The organism is Streptomyces sp. NPDC001868, assembly GCF_040297125.1.
Classification (GTDB): Bacteria; Actinomycetota; Actinomycetes; order Streptomycetales; family Streptomycetaceae; genus Streptomyces.
Genome location: NZ_JBEOYO010000036.1, coordinates 44,874 through 61,171 on the forward strand (window position 1 = coordinate 44,874; position 16,298 = coordinate 61,171).

Genomic DNA, 16,298 nt, shown 5'->3' on the forward strand with positions numbered 1-16,298 from the left:
GTGTGGCGTACGCAACGCCGAAGGCCTGGGGCGCCGAATCTTTTCGGTGCCCCAGGCCTTCTGGGTGCCCGGGGGTGGTGCTGGGCTCGGGCGGGGTTTCGCTCACCGGCGCTTTGCCGGGTGCCGCTGCGCCCACCCGTGCCGCCCCAGCGGCACGATTGCCCGCAGTGTGTGGGGGGGCGCCCCTGGAGGGACGCAGCCTCTCCAGGGGCGCGGGGAACTGCGCGACCAGCCACCTACCGCCCGCGGTCCGGGGACGGCCGTCCGCGGCAGACGCTGTCGGCCATGGCGGGCGCTGTCGGCCATGCGTCGCGCGGGCGCCGTCGGTCAGACCTTGCGCAGGCGGAAGGTCAGCGTGAGCCCCTCGTCCGTGAACGGCGTGCCGTACGTGGCGTCGGCCTCGCCGGAGGCGAAGTCCGTGGCCAGGACCTCGTCGGCGATCAGGGCCGAGTGCTCGGTCAGGGCGGCGGTCACCGCCGGGTCGGCCGCGCTCCAGCGGAGGGCGATACGGTCGGCCACGTCCAGGCCGCTGTTCTTGCGGGCCTCCTGGATCAGGCGGATCGCGTCACGGGCCAGGCCCGCCCGGCGCAGCTCCTCCGTGATCTCCAGGTCGAGGGCGACCGTGGCGCCGGAGTCGGAGGCCACCGACCAGCCCTCGCGCGGGGTCTCCGTGATGATGACCTCGTCGGGGGCGAGGGTGATCGTCTCGCCGTCCACCTCGACCGAGGCGGTGCCCTCGCGCAGGGCGAGGGACAGGGCCGCCGCGTCCGCGTTCGCCACGGCCTTGGCCACGTCCTGGACCCGCTTGCCGAACCGCTTGCCCAGGGCGCGGAAGTTGGCCTTGGCGGTGGTGTCCACCAGGGAGCCGCCGACCTCGGAGAGCGAGGCGAGCGAGCTGACGTTCAGCTCCTCCGTGATCTGCGCGTGCAGTTCGGGGTCTAGGGAGTCGAAGCCCGTCGCGGCCACCAGGGCGCGTGAGAGGGGCTGGCGGGTCTTGACGCCCGACTCCGCGCGCGTGGCGCGGCCCAGCTCCACCAGGCGCCGGACGAGGACCATCTGCTTCGACAGCTCGGGGTCGATCGCGGAGAGGTCGGCCTCCGGCCACGAGGCCAGGTGCACCGACTCGGGGGCGCCCGGCGAGACCGGCACGATCAGGTCCTGCCAGACCCGCTCGGTGATGAACGGGGTCAGCGGCGCCATCAGCTTCGTGACCGTCTCGACGACCTCGTGCAGGGTGCGCAGCGCCGCCTTGTCGCCCTGCCAGAAGCGACGACGCGACCGGCGTACGTACCAGTTGGACAGATCGTCGACGAACGCCGAGAGGAGCTTGCCGGCGCGCTGGGTGTCGTAGGCCTCCAGGGCGCCGGTCACCTGGTCGGTGAGGGCGTGGAGTTCGGACAGCAGCCAGCGGTCCAGGACCGGGCGGTCGGCCGGGGCCGGATCCGCCGCGCTGGGCGCCCAGTTGGACGTGCGGGCGTAAAGGGCCTGGAAGGCGACCGTGTTCCAGTAGGTGAGGAGGGTCTTCCGCACCACTTCCTGGATCGTGCCGTGGCCGACCCGGCGGGCCGCCCAGGGGGAGCCGCCGGCCGCCATGAACCAGCGGACCGCGTCGGCGCCGTGCTGGTCCATGAGCGGGATGGGCTGGAGGATGTTGCCGAGGTGCTTGGACATCTTGCGGCCGTCCTCGGCGAGGATGTGGCCGAGGCACACGACGTTCTCGTACGACGACTTGTCGAACACCAGGGTGCCGACGGCCATCAGTGTGTAGAACCAGCCGCGGGTCTGGTCGATGGCCTCGCTGATGAACTGGGCCGGGTAGCGGGACTCGAAGAGTTCCTTGTTCTTGTACGGGTAGCCCCACTGCGCGAACGGCATCGAACCCGAGTCGTACCAGGCGTCGATGACCTCCGGGACGCGGGTGGCCGTCGTACCGCAGCCGTCCTGAGGGCAGGGGAAGGTGACCGCGTCGATGAACGGGCGGTGCGGGTCCAGCTCGGACTGGTCGGTGCCGGAGAGCTGTGTCAGCTCCTCGCGGGAGCCGACGCAGGTGAGGTGGCCCTCCTCGCAGCGCCAGATCGGCAGCGGGGTGCCCCAGTAGCGGCTGCGGGAGAGCGCCCAGTCGATGTTGTTGTTCAGCCAGTCGCCGAAGCGGCCGTGCTTGACGGAGTCGGGGAACCAGTTGGTCTTCTCGTTCTCCTGGAGGAGACGGTCCTTGACGGCGGTGGTGCGGATGTACCAGGACGGCTGCGCGTAGTAGAGGAGCGCGGTGTGGCAGCGCCAGCAGTGCGGGTAGCTGTGCTCGTACGGGATGTGCCGGAAGAGCAGGCCGCGGCTCTGGAGGTCCTCGGTCAGCTTTTCGTCCGCCTTCTTGAAGAAGACGCCGCCGACCAGCGGGACGTCCTCCTCGAACGTGCCGTCGGGGCGGACGGGGTTCACGACGGGCAGGCCGTACGCGCGGCAGACCTTGAGGTCGTCCTCACCGAAGGCGGGGGACTGGTGGACCAGGCCCGTACCGTCCTCGGTGGTGACGTATTCGGCGTTGACGACGAAATGGGCCGTTTCCGGGAACTCCACGAGCTCGAACGGACGTTGATAGGTCCAGCGCTCCATTTCGGCGCCGGTGAAGGTCTGGCCGGTGGTCTCCCAGCCCTCGCCGAGCGCCTTGGCGACGAGCGGCTCGGCGACGACGACCTTCTCCGTGCCGTCCGTGGCGACCACATAGGTGACCTCGGGGTGGGCGGCGACCGCGGTGTTGGACACCAGCGTCCACGGCGTGGTCGTCCACACCAGGAGCGCTGCCTCACCGGCGAGCGGACCGGAGGTGAGCGGGAAACGGACGTACACCGAGGGGTCGACGACCGTCTCGTAGCCCTGCGCCAGCTCGTGGTCCGACAGACCGGTGCCGCAGCGGGGGCACCAGGGGGCGACGCGGTGGTCCTGGACCAGCAGACCCTTGTTGAAGATCTCCTTGAGCGACCACCAGACGGACTCCACGTACTCGGGGTCCATGGTCCGGTAGGCGTCGTCGAGGTCGACCCAGTAGCCCATGCGGGTCGTCAGCTCGGTGAAGGCGTCGGTGTGCCGGGTCACCGAGTCACGGCACCTGGCGTTGAACTCGGCGATGCCGTACGCCTCGATGTCCTTCTTGCCGTTGAAGCCGAGTTCCTTCTCGACCGCCAGCTCCACGGGCAGGCCGTGGCAGTCCCAGCCGGCCTTGCGGGCCACGTGGTAGCCGCGCATCGTGCGGAAGCGGGGGAAGACGTCCTTGAAGACGCGGGCCTCGATGTGGTGGGCGCCCGGCATGCCGTTGGCGGTGGGAGGCCCCTCGTAGAACACCCACTCGGGGCGGCCCTCGGACTGCTCCAGGCTCTTGGTGAAGATCTTCTGCTCGCGCCAGAAGTCGAGCACCGCGTGCTCAAGGGCGGGCAGATCGACCTGGGCGGGCACCTGACGATACGTCGGCTCTGTCATGAGCGAGCTTCCTCCAACGGACTTGCTGCCTTCCGTCGGAGGGACGAGAGCTTCGATCCTTCGTACGCCGTGTGCGGCGCGCTCCCGCGGTACCACCCTCCTTGGCTCTCCTGTGCGCCGTGCGCGCCGGTGAGCCCCCTCATTGGGGTCGCGATACCGGGTCTACTCGCCGTGCCCCATGGAATGCGACAGGGGCTGTGGCTTTCTTCCGGCGGCTCCGGGGTGATCTTCACATCGCGCTCGCCCCCGGGCTTCCACCGTCCCCGGGTCGCTCTGGGCTGCGTACGACGCTACTCGTCCCCATCCACGCTTCTCGCTGCGCCCAGTGTACGGCGCCGCACGGACAGCGGCCGACCGGATTTCCGGGGGCCCTGGGAGGGGTGGGGCGGGGCCTCGGGCGGGCTTGTCGGCCGGGGGTGCGGTGACCTGCGCGGTGACCCGAATGGAGCGGGTCGGGCGTCCGGATCCTGGGACGTCCCGCATGGCGGAATACCCGGCGGGGAGCTGGGCACAACGCTTGCAGGCTCGTCGCGCGACGGTCGTGGGGCGGGTGGAATGGGTGGTTCGCCCCGTTGCCGAGGGACTCAGGTCGATTTATCGTCCCAGCACGATTCGCGTGCAAGATCACAATATGTGAAGGGGCCGCGGCCATGGTGGCGAAGAAGACCGCCGTACAGCAGTCGGCGTCCGGCAGATCCACGGTGGCCTCCGGCGGCGGAGGCGAGGGCGGGAAGACCGCGGCGGTGAAGGCGGCCGGCAAGAAGAGCGTGGCGAAGAAGGCGGTGGCGAAGCGGGCGGTGGCCAAGAAGACGGTCGCCGAGAAGGCGGTGGTCGAGAGGGCGGTCGTCGAGAAGACGCCTGTGAAGAAGAGCGCGGCCAAGAGGGCGAAGGCGGCCGAGAAGACGACGACGACCGGGAAGACGACGACTGCCGGGAAGGCCGCCGCCGGGAAGCGTGCTTCCGTGAAGGGCGCGGTCGGCGGGAGCACGGCGAAGAGTGCGGCGAAGAGCCCCTCTGTGAAGAAGAGCACGGTCAAGAAGGCGGGCGCGGCCGAGGCCGCCGAGACGACGGGAGCCACGACGGTGGTTGCTAAGAACACTCCTGGCACGGCTACGGCGGCGAAGAGGAAGCCCTCCGCCGTCCCCAAGGCACGGCCCGCCGCGGTGGAGCCCGGCGAGCTCGCGGTACGCCCCGGCGAGGACCCCTGGAGCCCGGACGAGGTCGCCGAGGCCCGGACGGAGCTGCAGTCCGAGGCCGTGCGGCTGCGGGCCGAGCTGGAGGCCTCCGAGCGGTCGCTCACGGGCCTGATGCGGGACTCGGGGGACGGCGCGGGCGACGACCAGGCCGACACCGGGGCGAAGAACATCACGCGCGAGCACGAGCTGTCGCTCGCCCACAACGCGCGCGAGATGCTCGACCAGACCGAGCGCGCCCTGGAGCGGCTCGCCTCGGGCACGTACGGGCTCTGCGAGAACTGCGGCAATGCGATCGGAAAGGCACGGATGCAGGCATTCCCCCGGGCCACACTGTGCGTGGAGTGCAAGCAGAAGCAGGAACGGCGCTAGCGATCGTCGCCTGAGCCCCTGGTCCGCGCGGGTCGTGTCGTACCTTTGTCCTCAGTCGGGAACCTAGGTTGAGGGACACACGTGGCAGAGGCGGAGCGCATCATCGGTACGCCGGACATTCCAGACGCGGCGGGGGCCGACCCGGAGCAGTCCGACGGCGAGAACGGTGCCGTGGCGGAGCGGGGCGACGCGGCCGCGCGGCCGCGCGGGAAGCGCCGTATCGCCGTGCTGTTCGGGGTCGCCGCGCTGGCGTACGCGCTCGACCTGGTCAGCAAGATGATCGTGGTCGCGAAGCTGGAGCACCACGAGCCGATCGAGATCATCGGGGACTGGCTGAAGTTCGAGGCGATCCGCAACGCGGGCGCGGCCTTCGGCTTCGGCGAGGCCTTCACGATCATCTTCACGGTCATCGCGACGATCGTGATCGTGGTGATCGCCCGGCTCGCCCGCAAGCTCTACAGCCTGCCCTGGGCGATCGCCCTCGGCCTGCTGCTCGGCGGCGCGCTGGGCAACCTCACCGACCGGATCTTCCGGTCGCCGGGTGTCTTCGAGGGCGCGGTCGTCGACTTCATCGCGCCCAAGGGGTTCGCGGTGTTCAACCTCGCGGATTCGGCCATCGTGTGCGGCGGCATCCTGATCGTGCTGCTGTCGTTCCGGGGGCTCGACCCGGACGGGACCGTTCACAAGGACTGAAGGACTGAAGGACTGAACGGGCTGAGGGCCGAGCGGGCCACCTGGAGTTATCCACAGGCGCGGTCGGGTGCCTCTCGCCCGTCCGGCATACTCGACGGGTGAGCACGATTCCCGAGATCCGAAACCTGCCCGTGCCCGACGGCCTGGAGGGCGAGCGTGTCGACGCCGCCATCTCCCGCATGTTCGGCTTCTCCCGTACCAAGGCCGCCGAGCTCGCGGCCGCGGGGAAGGTCACGGTCGACGGATCGGTGGTCGGCAAGTCGGAGCGGGTGCACGGCGGGGCCTGGCTGGAGGTCGAGATGCCACAGGCGCCCGCGCCGGTGCGGATCGTCGCCGAGCCGGTCGAGGGCATGGAGATCGTGCACGACGACGACGACGTGCTCGTGATCGTCAAGCCGGTCGGCGTGGCCGCGCACCCCAGCCCCGGCTGGTCCGGACCGACCGTCATCGGCGGCCTCGCCGCCGCCGGGTACCGGATCTCGACGTCCGGCGCCGCCGAGCGCCAGGGCATCGTGCACCGGCTCGACGTGGGCACCTCGGGCCTCATGACGGTCGCCAAGTCGGAGTACGCGTACACCTCCCTGAAGCGCCAGTTCAAGGAGCGGACCGTCGACAAGCGGTACCACGCGCTGGTCCAGGGCCACCCCGACCCCACGAGCGGCACCATCGACGCGCCCATCGGACGGCACCCCAACCACGACTACAAGTGGGCCGTCACCGCCGAGGGCAAGCCGTCGGTCACGCACTACGACCTGGTCGAGGCCTTCCGCGCCGCCTCGCTCCTCGACATCAAGCTGGAGACCGGACGCACCCACCAGATCCGCGTCCACATGTCCGCCCACCGGCACCCGTGCGTCGGCGACCTGACGTACGGCGCCGACCCGACGCTCGCCAAGCGGCTCGGCATCACCCGCCAGTGGCTGCACGCCGTGCGGCTCGGCTTCGAGCACCCCGGGGACGGGAGCTGGGTCGAGTTCGAGAGCGACTACCCCGAGGATCTCCAGAAGGCCCTCGACAAGGTGCGCGAGGAGACGTACGCGTGAATCCCGGCGTGAGCCCCGGGCCGGTGTCCTACGAGGTGCGCGTCGCCGACGGCCCCGGCGACCGCGAGGCGTGCTTCGCGGTGCGCAAGGAGGTCTTCGTCGTCGAGCAGCGGGTGCCGGAGGACCTGGAGTACGACGCGTACGACGCCGGGGCCGTGCACGTCCTCGCCGTACGGGGCGACGGGGTGCCCCTCGGCGCCGGACGGCTGCTGTTCGGGGAGGCCGCCGCCGGCAAGACCGGTGGGGCTCCCGGTGTGGGGTCCCTGGGGCGGCTCGCGGTCGTCCGGGAGGCCAGGGGGCTGGGCGTCGGGGTCGCGCTGGTGCGGGCCGTCGAGGAGGCGGCGCGCGAGCGCGGCCTGACCGCGGTGGACCTCGGGGCGCAGACCCATGCGCTGGGTTTCTACGAGCGACTGGGGTATGCGGCCTACGGGCCGGAGTTCCTGGACGCGGGGATACCTCATCGGGCGATGCGGCGGATGCTTTAGCGTTCGGCGGTGCGGGTGGGGCACCCTGGGCATCCGGTCGGTCTTGATCGTCTAGCACCAGCGGAGCGCCCCCATGGATCAGTTGGCCCTGTTCTTCGTCCTGCTGGTCGGGGCCGTGGTCAGTGTTCCGGTGGGGGAGCGGCTGAAGCTGCCGGCGCCGGTGCTGATGACCCTGCTCGGCATCGCGCTCGCCGTGCCGGGGTTCGTGCCCAACGTCGAGATCCCGCCGGACCTCATCCTGCCGCTGCTGTTGCCGCCACTGCTCTACGCGGCGGTGCGGCGGACGTCCTGGCGGCAGTTCACGGCCAATCTGCGGCCGATCCTCCTGCTGGCCGTGGCCCTGGTGTTCGTGACCACCGCCGCGGTGGCCGGTGTGGCGAACGCGATCGTGCCCGGACTCCCGGTCGCGGCGGCCGTGGCGCTCGGCGCGCTCGTCGCGCCGCCCGACCCGGTGGCGGCGACGGCCGTGGCGGGACAGCTAGGGCTGCCACGCCGACTGGTGTCGATCCTGGAGGGCGAGGGCCTCTTCAACGACGTCACGGCCATCGTGCTCTACCACGTGGCCATCGCGGCCGCCGTCAGCGGCACCTTCTCGTGGCCCCGCGCCGCACTCCAGCTCGTGCTGTCGGCCGTCGTCGCCATCGCCGTGGGGGTCGCGCTCGGCTGGGCCGCCAACAAGCTGATGGACTTCCTGGAGGACGCCACCCTCCAGATCGGGCTGACGCTGCTCGTGCCGTACGCGTCGTACGTGATGGCCGAGGAACTGCACGGGTCCGGGGTGCTCGCGGTGCTCACGACCGCGCTGTTCCTCGCGGAGTACGCGCTCGGGGCGGACGACGTGCTGACGCGGCTCGCCGGGCACACCGTCTGGGACGTCGTGGACACGCTGGTCACCGGGGTCGCCTTCGGGCTGATCGGGCTGGAGCTGCACAACGCGATCCGTACGGCGTCCGGGCGGTGGGGCGAGATGCTCGGCTGGGCGGCGGCCGTCGTGGTCGTCGTGGTGCTCGTACGGCTGCTGTGGCTGCTGCCGGCCGCGTGGCTCGCGCGGCGGTGGCACGCGAAACGGGACTACGACGAGGAGATCCCGATGTCGTGGCGCGAGACCGTGGTGATGTGGTGGTCGGGGATGCGGGGGGTGGCGTCCGTGGCGCTGGCGCTCGCGATTCCGCTGGAGACGGAGAGCGGGGCGCCGTTTCCCGACCGGGACGAGATCGTGTTCATCGCGTTCGGGGTGATCATGGCGACGCTGGTGCTGCAGGGGCTCACCCTGCCGTGGCTGGTGCGGCGGTTGGGGGTGCGGGCGGACGAGGGGGCCGAGAAGGAGTTCGAGAAGGTGCTGGCCGTGCGGGCGGCGAAGGCGGCGAAGCGGCGGCTCAAGGAGATCGAGGAGGTGGAGGAGCTGCCGGAGGAGATGTCCGAGCGGTTGTTGCGGCGGGCCTTCGAGATCGGGGTGCGGATCAGTCCTGAGGTGGGGGAGGACGAGCGGCGAGAAGGGCATGAGCAGCGGGTGCGGCGGCTGCGTAAGTTGCGGCGGATCCAGGGGGAGATGTTGAGCGCGGCTCGGCATGAGGTGTTGGCGGCGCGGAGTGAGCCGGGGGCGAATCCCGAGGTGGTGGATCGGGTGCTTCGGCATTTGGATGTGCGTAGTTTGCGGTGAGTTGGTGGGTGCGGGTTGTGGGGGTGGCCGTTGGGGGGTCTCCCACCCGCGCACCGCCCGTTACTCCCTGGTGGAGGAGTGCGGGTTTCCTGTGGGGGGTGCTCGTCGTTGGCGGCTGCGGATCGTGGGTGGCGGCTGCCTGGCGTGGGTGGTATCTGCCTGGCTTGGGTGGGGGGTTGGCGCCTGGTTCTTCGGGGGGGACCGTCGAGGAGGTGTGGCCGGCCCGGCTCGTCGTGAGGGTCTTGACGAGCCGGGCCGGTGCGCCCGTGGATGTTGCTGACACAGGCCGTTGAGGTCAGCCTCTGCCCGTCGCCCTCGGCGGCTCGTGGACGCGGCTTCGGTTGGTGCGGGGGATCGTGCCGTCCCGGTGGGTGTTGGGGTGGGTCGGGGGGAGGACCGCGTCGGTGGTGTTGACGCGGGGGAGGGCGTACGGGTGGGTCTCGGTGAGCCAGTGGATCAGTTGTTCGCGGACGGTGACGCGGACGGTCCACAGGTCGTCCGGGTCCTTGGCGGTGACGAGGGCGCGGACCTCCATGGTGGAGGGGGTCGAGTCGGTGACGGTCAGGTCGAAGTGGCGGCCGTCCCAGGCGGGGCAGCCCCGCAGGACGTCCCGCAGGAACTCGCGCATCGCGGGCAGCGGCGCGGCGTGGTCGACGTGGAGGAAGACCGTGCCGGTCATCTGGGCGCCGCCGCGGGACCAGTTCTCGAAGGGCTTCGAGGTGAAGTACGACACCGGCATCGTGATGCGGCGCTCGTCCCAGGTGCGGACCGTCAGGAAGGTGAGGGTGATCTCGTCGACCGTGCCCCACTCGCCCTCCACCACGACCACGTCACCGAGGCGCACCATGTCGCCGAAGGCGATCTGCAGCCCGGCGAAGAGATTGCTCAGCGTGGACTGCGCGGCGATACCGGCGACGATGCCCAGGAGCCCGGCCGAGGCCAGCAGCGAGGTGCCGGCCGCGCGCATCGCCGGGAAGGTCAGCAGCATCGAGGCCACGGCCACCACACCGACGATCGCCGCGACGACCCGCATGATCAGCGTCACCTGGGTCCGCACCCGGCGTACCCGGGCGGGATCGCGGTGGGCGCGGGCGTAACGGCTGTACGTGGTCTCCACGACCGCCGCCACGATCCGGATCACCAGCCAGGCCGTCGCACCGATCAGTACGAGCGTCAGGGTGCGGCCGACGGCGGTGCGGTGCTGCTCCAGCACTTGCGCCTCGTCGTACGCGGCTCTGAGGAAGGCCGCGCACAGGACCAGCTGGTAGGGGATGCGGCCGCGGCGCAGCAGGCCCCACAGAGGTGTCTCGTGGTGCCGCTGGTCCGCCTTGCGCAGCAGCAGGTCGGTCGTCCAGCCGATGAGCAGCGTGAGGACGACCGAGCCGCCGATGACGATCAATGGGCGGAGTAGATTCTCCATGCCTTCGAACGTAACCGGCCGCACGGGGTCATGAACATGTGACTTCGGACGCCCTCTGGGTATGGGCGCCGGGCCGGTCGCCGAACTCGCTGTCGGACCCGGCTGGCACCATGGCCCCATGAACATCATGCTCTTCCACTCGACCTACGGTCTGCGGCCCGCGGTGCGCGAGGCCGCGGACCGGCTGCGCGCCGCCGGGCACGAGGTGTGGACCCCCGACCTCTTCGGCGGACGGACGTTCGACACGGTCGAGGAGGGCATGGCCTTCAACCAGGAGCTGGGCAGAGAGGAACTGCTCAAGCGGGCCGTCCTGGCCGCCGCGCCCTACTCGGAGCGAGGGCTCGTCTACGCCGGGTTCTCGCTCGGCGCCGCCACCGCGCAGACCCTCGCCCTGGGCGACAAGAACGCGCGCGGGCTGCTGCTTCTGCACGGCACGTCGGACATCGCCGCCTCGGCGTCCGTGGACGACCTGCCCGTCCAGCTGCACATCGCCGAGCCCGACCCCTTCGAGCCGGACGACTGGCTGAGCGCCTGGTATCTGCAGATGCGCAAGGCGGGCGCGGACGTCGAGGTCTACCGGTACGCCGGCGCCGGCCACCTCTACACCGACCCCGAACTGCCCGACTACGACGAGGAGGCCGCCGAGGCCACCTGGCGGGTGGCGCTCGGCTTCCTCGAAACCCTGTGAGACCTGTGGGACCTTTGGGACCTCCTGCGAGATCTGTGAGGTCCGTGAGGCCTTCTCGGGGCTACACGGGGTCGTACGTCCGTTCCACCTTCTGCGTGCCGCTGCGCGTCCGGTAGGAGCGTGCCCAGGACGACGTGGCGTCGGCCTTCGTGCGGTCGGACAGGACGTAGAAGTCCATCTGCGCTCGCGCGGCGGTGATGTCCAGGACGCCGTAGCCGTGCCGGTCGGTGTCGACCCAGTGGACGTGCCGGTTGGCGGCGCGGATCAGCGGGGAGGCGAGCGCGGAGACGGTGCCCTCGGGGACCTTGACGAGGTCGTCGAGGTTGTCGGAGGTGACCGACGTGACCACGAACTCGGTGGCGGCGGAGGCCGACAGCGGATACGTACCGGCGTTGACCGGCACGTCGTTGGCCCAGGCCATGTGGATGTCGCCGGTGAGGAAGACCGTGTTGCGGATCGCGTTCTCCCGCAGGTGGGCCAGGAGTTCGCGGCGGTCGTCGGTGTAGCCGTCCCACTGGTCGGGGTTGAGGGCGAGGCCCTCCTTCGGCAGGCCCAGCAGCTCGGCGAGGGGCTCGAAGAGGTCGGCGGTGAGGTTGCCGAGGGCGAACGGGGCGATCATCACCGAGTTGCCGACGAGCCGCCAGGTCGTGTCGGAGGACTTCAGGCCGGCCTTCAGCCAGTCGAGCTGGGCCCGGCCGGTCAGCGTACGGTCCGGGTCGTCGACCTCGCCGTCGCCGACGCCCACCTGCTGCGAGCGGAAGGACCGCAGGTCGAGCAGCGACAGGTCGACGAGCTTGCCGAAGCGCAGTCGGCGGTAGGTGGTTCCGGTGATCGCCGGGCGCACCGGCATCCACTCGAAGTACGCCTGCTTGGCCGCCGACTGACGGGCCGCCCAGGTGCCCTCCGTGCCCTCGGTGTGGTTCTCGGCGCCGCCCGACCAGGCGTCGTTGGCGATCTCGTGGTCGTCCCAGATGGCGACGCACGGCGCGGCGGCGTGCAGGGCCTGGAGGTCCGGGTCGGTCTTGTAACGGGCGTGCCGGACGCGGTAGTCGGCGAGGGAGACGATCTCGTGGGCCGGCGCGTGCGGCCGTACGACTTTGTCGCGGGTGCCGTACTCGCCGGTGCCGTACTCGTAGATGTAGTCGCCGAGGTGCAGCCACGCGTCCAGGTCGCCGCGCGCGGCGAGATGGCGGTAGGCGGCGAAGTGGCCGCCCTCCCAGTTGGCGCAGGAGACCACGCCGAAGCGCAGGCCGGTGGTGGCCGCGTCGGCGGCCGGGGCGGTGCGGGTGCGGGCGACGGGCGAGTCGGTGGCGCCGGCGGAGAAACGGAACCAGTAGTTCGTCGCGGGCGCGAGGCCGCGTACGTCCGCCTTGACGGTGTGGTCCGAGGCGGCGGTCGCGGTCGTCGAGCCCTTGGCGACGATGTTCGTGAACGCCTTGTCCAAAGCGACGGTCCAGCCGACCTCGACGTCGGGGCCGAGTCCGGAGCCGGGTATGGCGGCGGCCGTGGGTGTCACCCGGGTCCACAACAGGACCCCGTCGGGCAGCGGGTCACCGGAGGCGACGCCGTGCAGGAAGGCGGGGGAATCGGCCGCGTGGGCCGGGATCGCGGCGGCCAGCGGTGCCGCGAGGACGGCCCCGGCCGTGGCCGCCTTGACGACCGTACGGCGGCTCGGGGCGGGAGAGTTGAGGTGGGAGTGGGATCTGCGACTGGTCACGGCGGATGAGATTACTGATCGGTAGGGCCGGGGGTAAGCCGGTAGCTCGAAATCCGCTCAATGTTCAGGCGGGCGTGCGTTGTTCGTCGGCCGGTGAACAGGACGGAGGGGCCGGGAGCGGAGCGGAGGGGGGAGCGGAATGGAGGGGGCGCAGCGGGACGGAGGGGGCGAGAGTCGAGGGCAGGGAGCCGAGGGCCGGGAGCGGAGGGGCTCGGGACGGCCCGGTGGTCATCGCTCGTCGGCGTAGCGCCTGGCCAGGGCGATCAGGGCGGCGCGGTCGGGGCTGCCGGTGCGTTCGCGGAGGCTGGCGAGGTGCTTCTCGACCGTGCGCGGGGAGAGGAAGAGGTGCTCGGCGATCTCCTGGTTGCCGAGCCGGGCGCCGAGCAGCCGCAGGACCTCGTACTCCCGGGCGGTCACCCCCGCGCGCCGCAGTTCCGGCGGGATCGTGTCGTGGCCTTGTCGGCGGCGCGGCACGGGGGCGCCGGCCTCGCGCAGCAGGGCCCGGCACGCGGCCGACACGCGGGTCGTGCCCCGGTCGTGGAAGAACAGCTCGGCGGAGCGCAGCCATTCGACGGGTCGGCCCCAGCCGTCGGCGAGTGCGGCCTGGGCGCCCAGCCGCAGACAGAGATGGGCGGCCAGCGGAATGGCGGCGGTCCCGGCCAGCGCCTCCTCCGCCGTCTTGGCGGCCTCGGCGGCCCGGCCCTCACGGCCCAGCAGGACGGCCCGGGACCAGCCGGCGAAGGGGCGGTCCCAATGGACCTGGGCGAGCCGTTCGGTGCCGGGGCCGTCGAGCTCGTCCCAGTCGGTCGCGCCGCGCAGGGTGCGCAGCAGCAGGTACGGGCCGAGGAAGCCGGTGACGCCACGGGTGCTGGGCAGCGCCCGCATCACACCGTCCGCCTCGGTGAACTCGGCCAGCGCGCGGTCGGGTTCCTCCCGCAGCAGGGAGCAGATGCCCTGGGCCCAGCCCCACACGGAGGTGTCGGCGTAGCCCCAGAGCGCACCGGCGCTCCGCCCGGCGAGCGCGTGCTCCAGGGTGCGCAGGGTCGCGTCGAGCTTCTCCCGCTCCCCGAGCGAGGCGGCGATGATGCCGTCCACGCCGACGCCGATCAACTCCACCTCGCGCAGCCGCAGTCGGCGCGCCGTCGACTGGAGGCGGCGCGCGGACTCGGTGGCCCGGTCCTGCTCGTCGCGCAGGATGTGGGCGAGCGTCAGATGCATGTCGGCCCAGGCCGTCATGAGCACCGCGCCGGTCTCCTCGGCGGCCCCGCGCGCGGCGAGCAACCGGTCGGTGCCGGTGAACCGGACCCGGTCGAGCACCCCCAGTTCCAGCAGGCCACGGATGCGCCACACCGGCAGCGCGTGGGCCTCGGCGGTGGCGACCAGCCGGGCGAACGCCTCCTCCGCCTCGCCGAGATCCCGGGGCCGCAGGCAGTACCCGAGCATGTTCAGCGCCTTGCACGCCACCTCCGGCATCCCCACCTCCTCGGCGGTCGCGACGGCGCCCTCGGCGAGCGCCCGCGCGCTCTCCAGCCGGTCCGGGCGCCGCGAGTTGAGCACCAGATGGGCCGCGACCGCGTCCAGGGCGGCCCGGGACGCCGGGTCGGGCGTGTCGCCGAGCAGGTCCCGCGCCCGTCGTACGGCGGTCAGGCCCTCCTCCCACCGCTGGGCGGTCGCGGCGGCCCGCGCCCGCGTCAGGAACCCGGCCGCGCGGCGGCCGGCCGGCGCGCCCGAGACGGTCAGGACACGGTCCAGCCGGTCCCCGAGTTCGGGTACGCGCGTCACATCGCCGGTGAGGACCAGCGTGCCGAGCAGTTCCTCCAGCAGCCGGGCCACGGCCTCGGGCGGGGCGTCCGGCGTGTCGGCGGTCAGCTCCAGGCCCCGGTCGAGGAGCTCCACCGCCGTCAGCAAGGCACCCCGCGCCACCGCCTGCCGGCCGGCCCGGGTGAGCAGCACGGCCGCGCGCGCGGGCCGGCCACCGGCCACGCACAGCTCCGCCGCGAGGCGGTACAGGTCGTCGTCGACGTCCCCGCCGGGTGGCTGGTGGGGGTCGTGCGGCGGGGCGGGCGTGTCGGGGTCGGCCGTGTTCGCGGTGCTCGGCGCGCTCGGGCGTGTCGGGCCGTTCAGGTCGACGTGTGCCCCCGCGTGGGGCGGCCCTTGAAGGCCCGTCCTCTCACGGCCCGTTCCCTCGCGGTCCGTCCCGTCACGGCCCGTCCCGTCACGGCCCGTCCCCTTCGCCTCTCTCGCCGACTCGATCGCGTCCGCCGCCGACAGGCAGAGGGCCGCGCGTTCGGGTGGGAGCAGCCGTCCGGTGATGGCGTCGGCGGTCAGGGCGTGGCGGAAGGTGTGCCAGCCGGGGTCCGACGGGGTGGCGGCGCCGGAGACGAGGTGGGCGTGGGCCGCGTGGCGGAGCTGGGCGAGGGCGGTGGCGTGGTCCAGGTTCGCGGCGCGGGCGGCGATGTCCACGGGGAAACGCCGCCCGAGCACCGCCGCCGCCTCCAGGAGGGCGATGCCGGGCGGCGGCAGCTGGTCCACGCGCTGGAGGACGGCGGCGGCGACGGTGGCCGGGACACCGGCTTCGAGGGGGCCGGTCACCGTCCAGCGGGAGTCCTCGCCCCGGACGAGACCGCCGCCGTCGACCATGGCCCGCAGCAGTTCCTCCACCACGAAGGGGACGCCCTCGGAGACGGTGTGCAGCCGGTCCAGCACCGCCGCCGGTACGTCCTCCACGGCGTCGTGGCCCAGACATCGGGCGGCCAGCTCGGCGGTGCCGGCCGGCCCGAGGCGGGCGAGGCGGACCGTACGGGCCGCACGACGGGAGGTGGCGGACTCGGCGAGGTCCAGCGCCGGGCCGGACGCGCCGCGCAGGGTGGCCAGCAGGACGGTTCGCTGACCGGAGAGGTTGTCCGTCAGATAGTCGACGATGGCGAGGGTGTCGGCGTCCGCGTCGTGCAGGTCCTCCAGCACCAGGACACAGCCGCCGTCCCGGCCGAGGACGTGCAGCAGCCGGAGCACCGCCTCGGCGTACCCGACGAGCGGTGCGCCGTCCTGCGGGGCCAGCCCGCACAGCCGGGACAGCAGGGGTTCGTAGAGGCCGAGATCCCCGCCCGAGGGCGCCCCGTCGCCCCGTAACCCCGAGAACACGGCCTCCGCCAGCGGGCGCAGCGGTACCGCGCGCCCGGCGGACGCGGCCCGCCCGCGCAGCACCCGTGCCCCGGCGTGCGCGGCGGCGGACGCGGCCTCCTCGACGAGCCGGGACTTGCCGATCCCGGGCTCGCCCAGCACGAACACCGACGAGCCCCGCCCGTCCCGGGCCGCCCGGACGGCAGCCGCCAGAAGGTCCCGTTCCGCTTGCCTGCCGACCAGAGCCGGGGACGACAGCGACGAGAACGACGAGAACGGCGGCACCAAAGAGAACGACGACAACTCCAGGCCCCCTGCGCCCTGTTGGGATGGTCGTGGCAACCCTCGTACGCCCCCGTACGTCACCCCCGCCGGGCACCTCCTCGAATGCGTCTTCGAGGCGCGTACAGGGTAGCCCCCAGTTTCACAGGAGTCG

The 16,298-nt window shown here is 72.1% G+C and carries 10 protein-coding genes; 6 read left to right on the forward strand and 4 right to left on the reverse strand.

Going from position 1 to position 16,298, the window contains the following annotated elements; genetic code table 11:
* Window positions 1-327: 327 nt before the first annotated feature.
* Entirely contained in the window at window positions 328-3,471 is a 3,144-nt protein-coding gene (gene ileS, locus ABT147_RS32345; protein WP_351412791.1) for an isoleucine--tRNA ligase, read from the reverse strand.
* Window positions 3,472-4,121: 650 nt separating this feature from the next.
* Here ileS and ABT147_RS32350 point away from each other — a divergent pair.
* From ABT147_RS32350 to ABT147_RS32370, 5 genes are all read left to right on the forward strand, one after another.
* Window positions 4,122-5,036 carry a TraR/DksA family transcriptional regulator gene (locus ABT147_RS32350; protein ID WP_351412793.1) on the forward strand — a complete coding sequence of 305 codons (915 nt, stop codon included), beginning with the start codon at window positions 4,122-4,124 and terminating at the stop codon, window positions 5,034-5,036.
* 81 nt (window positions 5,037-5,117) lie between these two features.
* Entirely contained in the window at window positions 5,118-5,729 is a 612-nt protein-coding gene (gene lspA / locus ABT147_RS32355; RefSeq protein ID WP_351412795.1) for a signal peptidase II, read from the forward strand.
* Between the two features lie 98 nt (window positions 5,730-5,827).
* Window positions 5,828-6,772: an RluA family pseudouridine synthase gene (locus tag ABT147_RS32360; protein ID WP_351412798.1), complete on the forward strand. Its 945-nt coding sequence runs from the start codon at window positions 5,828-5,830 to the stop codon at window positions 6,770-6,772.
* Between the two features lie 8 nt (window positions 6,773-6,780).
* Window positions 6,781-7,257, forward strand: coding sequence for a GNAT family N-acetyltransferase (locus ABT147_RS32365; protein ID WP_351412883.1), 477 nt, complete (start codon window positions 6,781-6,783; stop codon window positions 7,255-7,257).
* Between the two features lie 73 nt (window positions 7,258-7,330).
* Window positions 7,331-8,917: a Na+/H+ antiporter gene (locus ABT147_RS32370; protein WP_351412800.1), complete on the forward strand. Its 1,587-nt coding sequence runs from the start codon at window positions 7,331-7,333 to the stop codon at window positions 8,915-8,917.
* Between the two features lie 295 nt (window positions 8,918-9,212).
* Here the strand turns inward: ABT147_RS32370 and ABT147_RS32375 are convergent, their stop codons facing one another.
* Window positions 9,213-10,337, reverse strand: coding sequence for a mechanosensitive ion channel family protein (locus tag ABT147_RS32375; RefSeq protein ID WP_351412803.1), 1,125 nt, complete (start codon window positions 10,335-10,337; stop codon window positions 9,213-9,215).
* Between the two features lie 118 nt (window positions 10,338-10,455).
* On the opposite strand from ABT147_RS32375, the gene ABT147_RS32380 reads away from it, so the two are divergent.
* Window positions 10,456-11,025, forward strand: a complete 570-nt coding sequence (locus ABT147_RS32380; RefSeq protein ID WP_351412805.1) for a dienelactone hydrolase family protein — start codon at window positions 10,456-10,458, stop codon at window positions 11,023-11,025.
* A gap of 61 nt (window positions 11,026-11,086) precedes the next feature.
* On the opposite strand, the gene ABT147_RS32385 is transcribed toward ABT147_RS32380, so the two are convergent.
* Both ABT147_RS32385 and ABT147_RS32390 read right to left on the reverse strand, forming a co-directional pair.
* Window positions 11,087-12,742, reverse strand: coding sequence for an alkaline phosphatase D family protein (locus ABT147_RS32385; RefSeq protein WP_351412807.1), 1,656 nt, complete (start codon window positions 12,740-12,742; stop codon window positions 11,087-11,089).
* Between the two features lie 228 nt (window positions 12,743-12,970).
* Window positions 12,971-16,165, reverse strand: coding sequence for a helix-turn-helix transcriptional regulator (locus ABT147_RS32390; protein ID WP_351412809.1), 3,195 nt, complete (start codon window positions 16,163-16,165; stop codon window positions 12,971-12,973).
* Window positions 16,166-16,298: the final 133 nt, after the last annotated feature.

Coding starts and splice junctions, on each gene's coding strand:
- ileS (WP_351412791.1), bottom strand. CDS start 3,471: ATGACAGAGCCGACGTATCGTCAGGTGCCCGCCCAGGTCGATCTGCCC.
- ABT147_RS32350 (WP_351412793.1), top strand. CDS start 4,122: ATGGTGGCGAAGAAGACCGCCGTACAGCAGTCGGCGTCCGGCAGATCC.
- ABT147_RS32370 (WP_351412800.1), top strand. CDS start 7,331: ATGGATCAGTTGGCCCTGTTCTTCGTCCTGCTGGTCGGGGCCGTGGTC.
- ABT147_RS32375 (WP_351412803.1), bottom strand. CDS start 10,337: ATGGAGAATCTACTCCGCCCATTGATCGTCATCGGCGGCTCGGTCGTC.
- ABT147_RS32380 (WP_351412805.1), top strand. CDS start 10,456: ATGAACATCATGCTCTTCCACTCGACCTACGGTCTGCGGCCCGCGGTG.